This is a genomic window from Pseudomonas leptonychotis (assembly GCF_004920405.1).
GTDB classification, from domain to species: domain Bacteria; phylum Pseudomonadota; class Gammaproteobacteria; order Pseudomonadales; family Pseudomonadaceae; genus Aquipseudomonas; species Aquipseudomonas leptonychotis.
Genome location: NZ_RFLV01000007.1, coordinates 17,885 through 31,986, shown reverse-complemented (window position 1 = coordinate 31,986; position 14,102 = coordinate 17,885). Strand labels below are relative to the sequence as shown.

At 57.4% G+C, this 14,102-nt stretch carries 8 protein-coding genes and 2 pseudogenes; 3 read left to right on the top strand and 7 right to left on the bottom strand.

Going from position 1 to position 14,102, the window contains the following annotated elements; all coding sequences use genetic code 11:
- Positions 1 to 2,272, bottom strand: a 2,272-nt coding sequence (locus D8779_RS20210) for a retention module-containing protein (RefSeq protein ID WP_136666413.1), incomplete at its 3' end; no start/stop codon positions are given.
- 437 nt (positions 2,273 to 2,709) lie between these two features.
- Between D8779_RS20210 and D8779_RS20205 the strand changes: the two genes are divergently transcribed.
- Genes D8779_RS20205 through D8779_RS20195 form a run of 3 tightly spaced genes read left to right on the top strand, consistent with a single transcriptional unit; the run spans position 2,710 to position 7,615 of the window.
- Complete coding sequence (locus D8779_RS20205; protein ID WP_136666412.1) at positions 2,710 to 4,065, top strand: TolC family outer membrane protein; 1,356 nt, start codon at positions 2,710 to 2,712, stop codon at positions 4,063 to 4,065.
- A gap of 32 nt (positions 4,066 to 4,097) precedes the next feature.
- Complete coding sequence (locus tag D8779_RS20200) at positions 4,098 to 6,248, top strand: type I secretion system permease/ATPase (RefSeq protein ID WP_136666416.1); 2,151 nt, start codon at positions 4,098 to 4,100, stop codon at positions 6,246 to 6,248.
- An 8-nt stretch (positions 6,249 to 6,256) separates the two neighbouring features.
- On the top strand, positions 6,257 to 7,615 hold the full coding sequence (locus D8779_RS20195) for an HlyD family type I secretion periplasmic adaptor subunit (RefSeq protein WP_136666411.1): 1,359 nt from the start codon (positions 6,257 to 6,259) through the stop codon (positions 7,613 to 7,615).
- 23 nt (positions 7,616 to 7,638) lie between these two features.
- Here the strand turns inward: D8779_RS20195 and D8779_RS20190 are convergent, their stop codons facing one another.
- The 6 genes and pseudogenes from D8779_RS20190 to aceK form a co-directional block, all read right to left on the bottom strand.
- Positions 7,639 to 8,253: a tRNA-uridine aminocarboxypropyltransferase gene (locus tag D8779_RS20190; protein ID WP_136666410.1), complete on the bottom strand. Its 615-nt coding sequence runs from the start codon at positions 8,251 to 8,253 to the stop codon at positions 7,639 to 7,641.
- 96 nt (positions 8,254 to 8,349) lie between these two features.
- Positions 8,350 to 9,318 (bottom strand): annotated as a pseudogene (locus tag D8779_RS21205) (methyl-accepting chemotaxis protein); the annotation flags it as partial.
- Between the two features lie 315 nt (positions 9,319 to 9,633).
- Positions 9,634 to 9,915, bottom strand: a pseudogene (locus D8779_RS21200) (PAS domain-containing protein); the annotation flags it as partial.
- Positions 9,916 to 10,087: 172 nt separating this feature from the next.
- On the bottom strand, positions 10,088 to 10,219 hold the full coding sequence (locus tag D8779_RS20955) for a PA1414 family protein (protein ID WP_276605896.1): 132 nt from the start codon (positions 10,217 to 10,219) through the stop codon (positions 10,088 to 10,090).
- 97 nt (positions 10,220 to 10,316) lie between these two features.
- On the bottom strand, positions 10,317 to 12,356 hold the full coding sequence (locus tag D8779_RS20180; RefSeq protein ID WP_240789784.1) for a TonB-dependent receptor family protein: 2,040 nt from the start codon (positions 12,354 to 12,356) through the stop codon (positions 10,317 to 10,319).
- Between the two features lie 5 nt (positions 12,357 to 12,361).
- Positions 12,362 to 14,092 (bottom strand): bifunctional isocitrate dehydrogenase kinase/phosphatase, encoded by a 1,731-nt coding sequence (gene aceK / locus D8779_RS20175; RefSeq protein ID WP_136666408.1) that lies wholly within the window; start codon positions 14,090 to 14,092, stop codon positions 12,362 to 12,364.
- Positions 14,093 to 14,102 lie beyond the last annotated feature (10 nt).

Sequence of the window (14,102 nt, the reverse complement as noted above, 5' to 3'; positions counted from 1 at the left end):
TAAGCGCCAAGCTGTACACCGTGCCGGCATCACCGGCTGCTGCACCGTCTGCACCAAACACGCTATTAAACTGCGCTTGCACCACCGCAGCGCTCAGCACCGCCGAGGCAACACCATCGGCATAGGCACCGCCCAGGCTCGCCAGGCTTTCATCGACCAATACACGGCCCAGCCCTTCGGACTCCTCACTGAGCTGTGCACGAGGGCCGTCATCTTCGAAGCTAAAGGCACCGGCGGCGCCCAGGTCAATCGAGACACTGTCGCTGTCGCCATCACCGTCGGTCACGGTTTGGGTCAGCAGCAGCGCGCCTTCAGCCAAGCTCAGCAGCTGGCTGTCATCCGCACTGCTGGTGTCCGCGTGCCAGATATTGTCCAGCAGCCCCAGGGTCACCGCACCGGTAACCGGGTTGATGGTCAGGGTGAAATACGCAACGCCACCGGCGCTGCCGGTGACCACATTGCCCACTTGGTTGAGGACGATCTGCTCGCCCTTACCCAGCGGCGCGCTCGCGTCCACCGCAAACAAACCACTCGGTACATCAGCACCGCTAAGCGCCAAGCTGTACACCGTGCCGGCATCACCGGCTGCTGCACCGTCTGCACCAAACACGCTATTAAACTGCGCTTGCACCACCGCAGCGCTCAGCACGGCCGAGGCAACACCATCGGCATAGGCGCCGCCCAGGCTCGCCAGGCTTTCATCGACAAATACACGACCCAGCCCTTCGGACTGCTCACTGAGCTGTGCACGGGGGCCATCATCTTCAAAGCTAAAGGCACCGGCGGCGCCCAGATCAATCGAGACACTGTCGCTGTCACCATCACCGTCGGTCACGGTCTGGGTCAGCAGCAGCGCGCCTTCAGCCAAGCTCAGCAGCTGGCTGTCATCCGCACTGCTGGTGTCCGCGTGCCAGATATTGTCCAGCAGCCCCAGGGTCACCGCGCCGGTAACCGGGTTGATGGTCAGGGTGAAATACGCAACGCCACCGGCGCTGCCGGTGACCACGTTGCCCACTTGGTTGAGGACGATCTGCTCGCCTTTGCCCAGCGGCGCGCTCGCGTCCACCGCAAACAAACCACTCGGTACATTGGCACCGCTAAGCGCCAAGCTGTACACCGTGCCGGCATCACCGGCTGCTGCACCGTCTGCACCAAACACGCTATTAAACTGCGCTTGCACCACCGCGGCGCTCAGCACGGCCGAGGCAACACCATCGGCATAGGCGCCGCCCAGGCTCGCCAGGCTTTCATCTACGCCCACAGCACCCAGTTCACCTGCCTGTTCACTGAGTCTTGCTTCTGGACCATCGTCATTCACGAGAACGTCAATAAACACAGTAGGTGATACGTCGCCGTCGAGATCGAACATCCTGACAGGGAAGCGTTCGCCGACCTGATCGGCAGCTCCTGTTGCATTGGGGTTGGTGTGATTGAGCGTGTTACTGGTAAGGGTGTAAGTCCAATTGCCAGCCGCATCCACAGTGAGAATGCCGTACTGCCCTTGAACTACAGCACCACCCGTAACATTGATCCAATTGCCGTTAACATCCTGAACTTCGAGCGCAGACACACCATCAGGTGAATTGATAATGATGGTGCCTCTGGCCTGCTCAGAATTACTAGCGGCGTTACTTCCATTGGCCAGCCCTTCCTCATCTACAATTGCAGGGCCCGCAATCAAGGTGCCGCTGCCGTCTTCGTATTCAACGTCTATGTCTGGAGTGAAATCCGGAGCCGCCGGTGCGTCATCTGCCGCAGCAGCCTCAGGGTCGGGAAACTCAGGCCCGTTATTCAAGCCTTCGGTTGGAAAGCCAATGATTGGATCGAGTGCGCCGCCCGTTTCACCCAGCAATACAAAGGAATGCCCCCCACCCACGCCACCAGCACCGCCCGCCCCACCGGCACCTGGGCCAGCAGCGGTTGCTTCACCTTCGAGCGTCGGGTCGACGCCAGCCTCAATAGCGGCTTGCAGTTTTTCCACATCAGTCAGATCGCCATCGCTCGGTAAAGTCGCAGGCGTCTCTGCAGTCGGTGATTGTGGGTTAGAACTGCTGGCGAGCATTTGCTCGTTAAGGTTCAGGCTGCTGTCGCGGCCCAGGGTGAGCTGCTGCCCATTGCTCATGGCAACCGCAATAGAACCAGCGGCACCGGTAACGATTTGCTCCCCCGCAAAAACTCGATCGCCTTCACTGAGTGGACGACGCGTTCCGTCGCCAGCTACTGCATAGACTTCGCCGATAACTTGGCTGACGACACCAATCAAAGTAGCCATGATTCCATCCTCACTACAACTGCCGACCACCGCCGACACGTATGCCAAAAAAGGTCTAGACACCCTTCACGGAGAGAACAAAAGCACTGGCTGATTTCAACGACGTCACACTCAAAAACAAAAACGACAAAAAACTGTCACCCTGACCCGCGTCGCTCACCACACCAGAAAGATCCCGCCCTTATTTGCATCTGACCATCTGTTTTAGCCGTGCACGCCACTGAAGGGCACAAAACGCACGACTTCTGAATGAAAACAATGTGCTGGTTTTCTCAGACTGCATAAGATTTTTTTCTTATAGGGCTTGTAACAATTTTTTCTTAGCTACGCTTAAAAGTGTTCTTAGCTGTGATGTTACAAGCTGACAGTAATCCACTGGAACAAATAGCCATTTTTTTGGCGACTGGATTAACACAATCTAAAAGGAGAGTTATCTGATGCGCGCACTCAACCCTTTATGGAGCAGTATCGTGCTGGCTGCGGTCTGCACCCAAGCACAAGGCATCTCCTTATCGGAGGCTATCCAGAGCACGCTGGATAACCACCCGGAAATTCATGCAGGGGCCAACAGCCGCCTTTCATCGGATGAAGAGGTCAAGATTGCCAAGGGCGGCTACCTGCCAACCGTCGACTTACTGATGGGCTATGGCCGGCAAAACACCGACAGCCCTAGCACCCGAGCGTTAGGCAACCACAACAGCGAGACACTTAATTACGGCACTTCCGAGCTACGGTTACGGCAAATGTTGTTTGATGGTTTCAATACGCCTAATGAGGTGGCGCGCACCAAAGCCGTGGTGAATTCACGAGCCTATCGTCTGCTGGGCACCTCTGAAAGCCTGGCTCTGCGCACCACCGAGGTGTACCTCGACTTACTAATGCGCCGCGAAATGGTCGAGCTGGCGCGCAACAATTTACAGACGCATCTACGCATCAATGACCAGATAGGCCTGCGTAGCGAGCAAGGTGTAGGCAGTACAGCTGACCTTGACCAATCCGAGGCGCGCTTGGCCTTGGCAGAGAACAACCTTTATACCGAACAGGTAAACCTGGCCGATGCTGAGGCCAACTTTTTCAGTGCCGTTGGCCGCATGCCTGACGAGCTAGAGTCGCCGGCCTCCTTGAAAGGCACATTGCCTGAGAGCCTTGCAGAGGCCCGGCAAACCGTGATGGATAACAACCCTTTCCTAAAATCAGCACAGTCCGATGTGCAAGCGGCCGAGAAGCAATATGAGGTTGCCAAATCAACCTTCTATCCACGCGTGGACCTTGAACTGGCAACCAATGCCGACAACAACACCCAAGGGGATGAAGGCCACAACAACGGTTGGCGTGCGGCCATAGTAATGAATTACAACCTGTTCAACGGCATGCGCGACAAGGCACTCCTGCAGTCAACTGCCCATCAAATCAATGAGTCAATGGACATCCGTAACAACGCCCTTCGCGTGCTCAATGAGAACCTGTCACTGGCCTGGAACGCCATGGAAAACGCCCGACTACAAACACCCAAAGCACGGGATTACGCGGACTACACCTCACGGGTTCGCCAAGCCTACCAACAACAGTTCGGGTTGGGACAACGCTCTCTGCTTGACCTGCTCGACAGTGAAAACGAGCTATTCACAGCCAACCGCCGCTACACCGAAGTACGCTTTAGCGAAGAGTTCTCCATGTATCGGGTAACCGCAGCGATGGGCGATTTGTTGCGTCAGCAACAAGTGGTAGTACCTGCAGAAGCCGTAGCCCTTTCAGAAGTGAAGAGCGAGGCGCGTCTGCCGGCAATGAAGTAAACCGGCATAAGGAGTAGTAGACCTTGACCACCATGGAGCGGCCAGGGCCATCCAGCGATCCGCGTCTTAATCATGACGATCCGCTACTTGATGGCTTGTTGATTCTTTGCAAACTTCACGATTGTTCTGCCAGCCGTGGCAGCTTGAGTGCAGGGCTGCCGTTACCTGAGCAGCGCCTAACCGCCGAGTTACTCCCCCGCGCTGCGGCGCGGGCAGGCTTGCAAGGACGTTTGCTACAACGCGATTTAGCCAGCATTTCAGCCCTTAACCTTCCAGTACTGCTGCTGTTGAAAAACGGCCGTAGCGCTGTGCTGCGCCAATGGGGACCCAAAAACCAAGCGCAAATACTGCCCTGCGAAGCCGATGGCGGCGAACAGTGGATTAACCGTGAGCAGTTAGCAGCCGAGTACAGTGGCCAAGCTTTCTTTGCACGCCCGCGCCATGAGTTGGAAGAAGCACGCTCCCCCCTTGTTCCTCGCATAGAAGCCTGGTTTCGCGACACCCTCAAGCTGTCGCGCTGGTTGTATACGGATGCCATCCTCGCCAGCCTGCTGATCAACCTGCTTGGCTTGATGGTGCCGCTGTTTGTGATGCAGACCTATGACCGCGTGGTCCCTAACCAAGCCACCTCGACGCTCTGGGTATTGGCCATTGGTTTATTCATCGGCATGGGTTTCGAGTTATTGCTGAAAATACTGCGTGCGCATTTACTCGACACCGCAGGTAAGAAAACCGATGTGGTGTTGTCGGCCACGCTGTTCGAGCGCATCACCGGGATGTCAATGAAAGCCCGCCCGGCCACCATCGGAGGCTTTGCCCAGAGCATTCACGACTTCCAGGGGCTGCGTGAGTTTCTCACCGCCGTTACCCTCACCAGCCTCATTGACCTGCCCTTCTCATTCCTGATGATTACGGTGATCTGGCTGATCGGCGGCTGGCTGGTGGTCATCCCCTTGCTGGCCTTCCCGCTTACCGCGCTGTTCGCCTTTATCATCCAAGCGCGTCTGCGCGATACCGTGGAAAAAAGCCTGCAATTGGCCTCGCAGCGCCAAGCTCTATTAATTGAGACCCTCGGTGGACTGGAAACCCTTAAAGCCTGCAGCGCGGAAAGTGAGCGCCAACACCAATGGGAAAAAACCCACGGTGCCCTTACCCGCCTGGATATACATGCTCGCTCACTCGCAGCCATCGCCACCAACGGCACCCTATTTCTACAGCAGTTCGCCGGCATGGCCACCATTGTGGCGGGGGTCTACATCATCATCGCCGGCCAACTCAGTGTCGGTGCACTGGTGGCGTGCTACATGCTGGGCAGCCGTATTCTCGCGCCACTTGGGCAAATTGCAGGGCTGATTACCCGCTACCAACAGGCGCGTTTAACCATGACCAGCACCGACGCGCTGATGGCCCTACCTCAGGAACGCCAGGCCAAACAGCGTCCACTGGACCGCACACAACTGCATGGCGCTTTGGATATTCGCGACGCCACCTTTAGCTATCCCGGGCAAAGCACCCCAGCGCTTGCTGCCGTGAGCTTGCGCCTTACGGCCGGAGAACGCGTCGGCATCATTGGCCGTAGCGGCTCAGGCAAGAGCACGTTAGCGCGCTTGGTAATGGCGTTTTACAGCCCGGACAAAGGACAAATCTTGCTGGACAACCTCGACCTGCGCCAGCTCGATGTGGCCGATTTGCGCCATCAAATTGGTTATGTCGCCCATGACCTACCGCTGCTGGCTGGCAGCCTACGCGACAACCTAACGCTGGGGGCGCGCTATGTCAGCGATGCACGCATGCTGGAAGTGGCCGAGCTGACCGGCGTTGTCGACCTGGCCCGGCAACACCCACAGGGCTTCGACCGCCCCGTGGGTGAGCGCGGCCAACTGCTTTCAGGTGGTCAGCGTCAAGCCGTATTGTTGGCCCGCGCCCTGTTACTCGACCCTCCGATTCTGCTGCTGGATGAGCCCACCAGCGCAATGGACAACACCAGCGAGGAAATCCTGCGTAACCGCCTGCAGACCTGGGCACAAGGCAAAACCATGCTGCTAATCACGCACCGCGCCTCCATGCTCAGCCTGGTTGATCGCCTGGTAGTGCTGGACAACGGCCATATTGTCGCCGATGGGCCTAAAGAAGCGGTAATTGAAGCGCTACGCAAAGGTCGAGTTGGCCCCGCAGCGGTATAGGAATGCTCATGCACATAAGCCACTCAATTCGTGATTACTTCGCCAGCATGCGCCAGCGCAAGCAGGACACCGAGTTTATGCCGGAAGTCGACGGAGCGATTCTCGAAGACTCGCCCTGGTTCACCCGTATCACCGTGTGGGTGGTCAGTGCATGCCTGATCGTGGCCCTGATCTGGGCCAATTTTGCCGTGCTGGAAGAAGTCACCACCGGTGAAGGCAAAGCCATTCCCTCAAGCAAAATTCAGGTCATCCAAAACCTGGAAGGCGGTATTGTCAGCGAGATATTTGTGCGCGAAGGACAGATCGTCGAGAAAGGCGCCGTACTGCTGCGCCTGGATGACACGCGCTTTCTCTCTAATCGCGGTGAGGCAGAGGCCGACCGTCTGGCCTTGGTCGCTCGCGTGGAGCGCCTGACTGCAGAAGCAGAAGGCCGCCCCATCAAAATGCCGGCAGATATTCTGCGGCTGGCCCCTCAATTGGCCGAAGATGAGTTGGCGCTTTATCAGTCTCGTCAAAATCGCCTACAGAGCGAACAGCGCACCTTGGGCGAACAATTGCGTCAAAAAACCCAGGAGCTGGCTGAGTTTCGCGCTAAATCCCAGCAGTACCGCTCAAGCATGGGTCTGCTGCAGCAAGAACTGAATATGTCGCAACCTCTGGTGGCCACGGGTGCAATTTCCCAAGTGGAAATCCTCCGCCTGCGCCGCAGCCTGGTAGAAATACGCGGTTCGCTGGACGCCACCAACCTAGCCATCCCCAGGGCCGAGTCGGCGATGGATGAAATCAAAAGCAAGGTGGAGGAATCAGAACTGAGCTTTCGCTCTGACGCCTTCAAGGAGCTCAATGAAATCCGCACCGAGCTGAAGAAAATAACCGCCAGCAGCGTCGCCATTGATGATCGCGTCAGCCGTACGACCGTGGTCTCGCCCGTACGCGGCATCATCAATCAGCTCAAGGTCAACACCATCGGTGGCGTGGTCCAGCCGGGCAGTGACATGCTGGAAATTGTCCCGCTGGACGACAGCCTGCTGATTGAAGCCAAGGTACGGCCGCAAGATGTCGCCTTTCTTCACCCAGGGCAAAAAGCCATGGTCAAGTTTACCGCCTACGACTACACCATTTACGGCGGACTCAAAGCCAGCCTTGAGCTGATCAGCGCCGACACTATTACCGATGAAGAAGGCAACAGCTTTTACCTGATCCAGGTGCGCACCAATCAAAGCCATTTGGGCAGCGTAGAGCACCCGCTGCTGATCATTCCTGGCATGGTCGCGACCGTGGACATCATTACCGGTGAGAAAAGCGTTCTCGATTACCTGCTAAAGCCGGTGCTCAAAGCGCGTTCAGAAGCCATGCGCGAACGCTAAAAACCGTATAGCCGTCAACGGCCTCAGAGCGCTGTATCTGATTGAGCATGATTTCGCTGGTAAGTCTGCGCCCCCATGGCCTCGATTTGCCCTTCAATCAGCGCTTCAAAGGGTTTAAGCAGTGCATCAAAGCAGGTTGGAGCCTCAATCGTGTTCAGCGCCGCGACAATCGCCTCGAGGGTGGACAGCGCCCCTGGCATTGGCGCTTTACGCAGGCGATAACGCGATGACAAACCCTCCGGCAAGGCCACTCTAGGTAGGTTCGCCAGCTGCGGATTCACATGCAGTAGTTTGCGCGCCTTGCGCCAGGTGCCATCGGGTACCACCAACAGCAGCGGTAGCTCGCTGCACGACTTGTCATACGGCATCAACGGTTGTACCTGTTCACCGGGAAACAACAGACATGCCCGGTACCCAGGCTGTTGCAACAGCGCCGGCAGCGCCTCAAAAACCTCACCCACCAGCAGCTGCGCATTGCTCAGGCCAAGTGCAGCCAGACGCGCAGTATTCAACGCATGCCGGACCTCACTTGGATGCTGCAAAATCAGCACGCGTGTGCGGCTCGGTAAGCACGGGATAAGGGCGCACAAGCAGCGCTCGGTGGGGCGGGTACAGCGCGGGCATTGCAGGCGTGACATCAGGTTCTCCTCAGCCACGCAGTTTGCCATAACCCATAGAAAATCGGCCCTCCTCGCTTACGAAGTGGGCCGACAACCATGTAGCAACATTGCCAATCAGCGGTTGAAGCGCTCCGCCAGGCTATGCAGGTAATCCGCCATATCTTCCAACTCCTGGCCAATAGTTGCACCTTGGTGAGCTTGTTCGGCACTGCGGTCGGACAGCTGCGCAATCTGTGTGATTTGCCGGCTGATGTCTTCGGCCACATGGCTTTGCTCTTCGGACGCCGAGGCCATCTGCTGGCTCATGCCAGTAATCCTGCTGACAGCTTCGCTAATGCCATCCAATGCGGTTCGTACGGACTCCACGCTTTCGACGCTCTGCTTAGAAATGGCCTCGCCTTTGCCCGCCGTCACCACCGCACGCTCAGCCCCCGCACGCAGTGAGGAAATGATCTGATGGATCTGCTCGGTCGACTCACGCGTACGCGAAGCCAAGGAGCGCACCTCATCGGCGACCACCGCAAAGCCGCGTCCTTGCTCGCCTGCCCGCGCCGCTTCGATGGCGGCGTTCAGCGCCAGCAGGTTGGTTTGTTCGGCAATCGAGGTAATCACATCCGCCACGCTGCCGATTGACTGAGTGGAGTTAGCCAGGTCATTGACCGCCTGGCCAATGTCCACCATCGCTTTGGCCATGTGATGCATCGAATCGAGGCTGCCACTGGCCAGCTGTAAACCTTGTTTGGCCAGCCGATCAGCCTCCTCGGCCGCGTGCGAGGTGCTTTGCACGTTGTGTGTCACTTCCTGGATGGTGGCCGCCATCTCGTTGATGGCAGTGGCCGACTGATCCGTTTCACTGCGTTGCTGGTCGAGCATTTTCGCACTGGAGCGCGACAAGTCGGCTGAACGCGCAGCATGCTTTTTGACGTTATTGCCCGCATCCTCAATACGCGTGAGCGCGGTTTGCAAGCGCGCCTCTTCGCTGATCATCGCCATATCCAGCAACGCCTGCGCGCCACGGCTATCGGTATAAGTCAGAGCAACCAGAGCGCTGGTAAAGGCCTTGGGGTGTTGCGCAAGTGTTTGCTTGATCAAATTGCGTTTGGCATACAGCTGATAGGAGCCAAGAGCAAATAGAGTCACTGCGATAAAGAGCAAAAACCAAGGCCCAACGACCAAAAAGTGCGCGCCTAATACCAACAAGCCGGCCAGGATCAACGGCCAGGATTGAATGATGTCGAGGGTCCAATACACCAGCTTGGGGACCGGTGCTTTGCCTTCACGCAGGCGCGCATAGAGTTTTTCTGCGCGCCGCTTCTGCGCCTCATCGGGCAAAGAGCGCACTGATTCATAACCCGCTACCCGGCCATTTTCATAGATCGGCGTCACGTACGCGCTGACCCAGTAGAAATCGCCATTTTTCGAACGGTTTTTTACGATCCCCATCCAGGGCTTGCCCTGTTTGATGGTGTCCCACATATGAGCAAAAACCGCAGGTGGCATGTCGGGATGGCGGACCAAATTGTGCGGCTGGCCGAGCAACTCTTCGCGGGTGAAACCACTGACTTCAACAAAGGCATCATTGCAGTAGGTGATCACGCTATTGAGGTCAGTGGTGGAAATAAGGCGTTCTTTCGGCGAGAAGGTTTTTTCCCGCTGAGTCACTGGAAGGTTCTGGCGCATCGAGGCTATCCCTGTCTTTGCTATTTACATAAATGTTGCTGTAGGTCCAGCACAGCAATACCCACACACAGCAAGGGCTGCGTTAAAACGAGCACGTAGGATTAAGTGCAACCATCAAGGCGCAGTGGCTAGCACCAGGTACAACCTGAGCAGAGACCGAAGGTCTGCGAACTCAGTGTCGCGCAGGGCGCGATTGGGCACTACGCGCGTGGCTGCGCACAGGAACGGGTTGCAGTTGTGGCCGCTCATACAACCCAAGGGCAACCAACAGCTCAAACAGGGCAATGCAGAACTTGGTGTTCATAAACAGCCTCCAATCGAGGGCATCAAACACGTGCTTGGACTTCACTATTTAGCCTAGTTCAGAACAGCTGAAGCTGCCGCCTGCGTTGCCAAAACAGCTAGAACAGCACACGCAACCCTGCATACAGGGTGCGCCCAGGCCCTGGTTCAAAATAGCGCGCGTTACCATCGTTGACCCGCACGTTATCGAAGTACTCACGCCCCAGCAGGTTATCGATGCCCAGGTAAGGCTCCAAACTTTGCTCACCGAGTTGCAGGCGTTTGCCTAGGCGTAAGTTGAGCAAAGCAAAGCCTGGAGCTGACTGCGTATTGGCACCGTTGGCATACACCCGTGCCTGAGCCGTCACACCCAGGCGCACATAGCCCTCTTGATGCTCGTAAGCCAGCTCACTGAAAAAAGTTTGCTTGGGAATGCCGGGGGTATGCTTGCCGGAAAAGTCGCCGGCTGCCACTCGGTAGTCGATAAACCGGTAGCGGTTGTAGGCATACGCCATGGACCCACGCCAGGCATCGGTAAGCTGCCAATCCAGGCTTAACTCCACGCCATCACGGCGCGACTCACCGGCGTTGCGATAGAAGTTACGTCCCGGTTGGGCCTGCAAACTGAACGCCACCAGCTCATCTTCAAGATCAATCCGGTAAAGCGCCAGGGCATAACGCAGTGAGGGCCATTCGCCTTTAATACCCAGCTCGCGACTTAACGCCTGGGCCGGTTGCAACGCGCCATTGAACCCAGCGCCCTGGGGGTTCGCCAGTTCGTTAATCGTTGGCGTTTCAAAGGAGCTGGCCAGGCGCGCATACAGCGATTGCTGCGGGGTAAAGCGGTAACTCAGACCGGCGCTGTAGTTCCAGTCCTCCAAGCTGCGTGAGCCTGAATCATCACGGCTATCGGCCAGATAGGCATCATCCGTCGCCAAACGCACCTGGTCATACCGCAGCCCAAGGGTGGCCTGCCACTGCTCACTCAGGTCAACTTGATCCTCAATAAACAACCCTTGGCTAAGCGCTGACTCATCCTGCTGCTGACGGGACTGCCCACGCTCGCCCAACAGGTTGTCATAGCGGCGGCGATCATCACGCTGCGCCTCAAGATCAAAGCCTGTGGTGATTTTATGGGGCATGCCGATCAGTTCGCGGTAATGGCTGTATTGCCCGCCAACCCCACTGAAATAACGGTCAAAGGTCGTCTGCCCACTCGTGGTAAACCCCAACATATTGCCGAACTCACGGTGCCCCAGGTAACTGCGCAACTGATATTGATCGGCGCCCGCCGCGTAGCCATCCCACACCAAGCCCAGACGCTGCTGACGGATATATTCATCGGCGTTGAAGCGCAAATTATTCGGCGCCGCCTGCCGGCGATCCGCCTTCACCTCGGTGGCGGTCAGGCCACCTGGGTCTTCGGCGCGATTGTCGATAGCGTTGAAGTTCAAGCGCAGACGTCCGTTCGGCGCATACCAGCGCAGCTTGCCGGTGAAGCTGTTGGTCTGCGCCTGGCTGTGCTCGCGATAACCTTCTAAAACGGTGCTGTTAAATGCCAGCAAACCACCCAGATTACCGTCGCTGCCGCCGATCTCGCTGCGCATGCGCTGGTAACCCAGGCCAGCCGCGCTCAGGTCCAGCTGCATCGAGGGCAAAGTCGGCGGCTCGCGGGTTTCAATTGCCAGCACACCACCAGCGGCATTGCCGTAGAGCACCGAAGCGGGGCCGCGCAACACCTCCATGCGTTCGACCAAGCCCAGGTCCAGGCCGTCCAGCTCAGTTTGCCCATCCGGCATGGTCAAGGGCACGCCGTCGACCAGCACCCGAATGCCACGCACGCCGAAATTACCGCGCGCGCCGAAGCCACGAATCGCCGGGCGCAATCCTTGAGCCAGGTTGTAACGATTGAGACTGAACACGCCCGGTACGCGCGCCAGCATGCTATCCAAGGTGAGGCTTTGTTCACCCGGTGCCGTACCGGCTTCGACCACCGTGACCGCAACCGGCGCGCTTAGCCAGCGCGCATGACTACGAGGGGTGGTGATCAGCAGCGGAGCCAGTTCGACCACCGCACCATCGGGCTCGGTCGCCTGCACCCCGACACTGCCCGCCAGCAGCCAGATACTGACTGCAATGCCGCAGGGTGACAGCCGCACGCGGCTCAATACTCTTTGTCGGCCTGATCTTTACGCCGGTAAGGGAAGACGTCGATCACCTTGCCAGCACGAATCGCCTCCTGCAGGCCTTTCCAGTAATCGGCGTCATAGAGGTCGCCGTGTAGCTCGCTGAACAGCTGGCGTTGCTGCTTATCGGCAAACAAAAACGGCGGGAATTCCTCGGGAAATACATCCAGCGGTGCCACCGAGTACCAGGGCTCGGAAGACATTTCGTCTTCCGGGTAGCGCGCCTGGGGAATACGCCGAAAATTGGCCTCGGTCAGGTAGCAAATTTCGTCGTAGTCGTAGAAAACCACCCGGCCGTGACGGGTCACGCCAAAGTTCTTCAGCAGCATGTCACCGGGAAAGATATTGGCCGCTGCCAGCTGCTTGATGGCCAGACCATAATCGTCCAAGGCCTCACGCACCTGGGCAGCACTGGCACTTTCCACATAAATATTCAGCGGCGTCATCCGTCGCTCAGTCCAGCAGTGGCGCACCAGCACGATGTCGCCGTTGACCTCAACAGTAGCCGGGGCTACCTCGAGCAATTCAGCCAAGCACTCGGGATCAAACTTGCTCAGCGGGAAACGAAAATCGGCAAACTCTTGGGTATCGGCCATGCGCCCTACCCGGTCGACGGTTTTCACTAACCGGTACTTCTCAATCACCGTGGCGCGGTCGACGTTCTTCGACGGTGCGAAGCGATCCTTGATGATTTTGAACACAGTGTTGAAACCCGGCAGGGTAAACACGCTCATCACCATGCCGCGCACACCCGGAGCCATGACGAATTTGTCATCGGTGGTCGCCAGGTGGTTGATCAGCGAGCGGTAGAACTCCGACTTGCCGTGCTTGTAGAACCCAATCGAGGTGTACAGCTCGGCAATGTGTTTGCCCGGCAAAATGCGCTTGAGAAAGCTGACGAACTCCGCCGGATAACCCACCCGCACCATGAAATAGGAGCGCGTAAAGGAAAAGATGATCGACACCTCCGCCTCGTCGGTGATCAGCGCATCAATCTGAATACCCTGTTCTTCACGGTGCAGGAGTGGAATCACCAGCGGCCATTGCTCATCGCGGGTGTAAATACGCCCCACCAGGTACGCCCCTTTGTTGCGGTATAACCGCGAGGCGAATAGCTCAATGCGCAGGTCCGGATCCTTGCACACCCAATCTGGCAGGTTGTCGCGCAGCTGCTTGAGCAGGCGCGCCAGATCGCGCTCTAAATCCTCATAGCCAACTTCGAAACTGAAGTCCTCAAAAATCTGCCGCAAGGCATGTTCAATATCGCCATTGGGCTCGTACAAGCGGGTTTGCGGCGTACGCTCATTAACCCGCAGCGCCGGGCGCGTGGTGTGAATAAACATGCAGCCGTCATTGATCTGGTCATGGCTGAACAACCCGCAAAAAATCGAGTTGAACCATGTTTCCGCCAGTTCATCGTCATCACGTAGGTTGATCAAGGTGATGTAGGCCGACTTGACCAGAGGCCACTGCGCCACATCGAGCAATACCTCAGCCTCATGCGCCTCGCGCAACCGCTCACTGACCGCACTGACACACTCTTCATACAAGGCAATTCGCGCCGCTGAGGCCTGCTGAATTTCCTGCCACTGCGCCTGTTCGAAACGCACCCGTCCACCGTTGGTGATCTGACGGAACTGCTCGCGGTAATCGTCGAAACCTTCGAGGATAAGCGCGGCAATCGCGCTGGCCGGCCATTGCTGTGGCATAAACAAACCC

What these genes read in the sequence shown, in the direction of transcription:
- D8779_RS20205 (WP_136666412.1), top strand. Translation starts at nt 2,710, where the DNA reads ATGCGCGCACTCAACCCTTTATGGAGCAGTATCGTGCTGGCTGCGGTC.
- D8779_RS20200 (WP_136666416.1), top strand. Translation starts at nt 4,098, where the DNA reads ATGGAGCGGCCAGGGCCATCCAGCGATCCGCGTCTTAATCATGACGAT.
- D8779_RS20195 (WP_136666411.1), top strand. Translation starts at nt 6,257, where the DNA reads ATGCACATAAGCCACTCAATTCGTGATTACTTCGCCAGCATGCGCCAG.
- D8779_RS20190 (WP_136666410.1), bottom strand. Translation starts at nt 8,253, where the DNA reads ATGTCACGCCTGCAATGCCCGCGCTGTACCCGCCCCACCGAGCGCTGC.
- D8779_RS20955 (WP_276605896.1), bottom strand. Translation starts at nt 10,219, where the DNA reads ATGAACACCAAGTTCTGCATTGCCCTGTTTGAGCTGTTGGTTGCCCTT.
- aceK (WP_136666408.1), bottom strand. Translation starts at nt 14,092, where the DNA reads ATGCCACAGCAATGGCCGGCCAGCGCGATTGCCGCGCTTATCCTCGAA.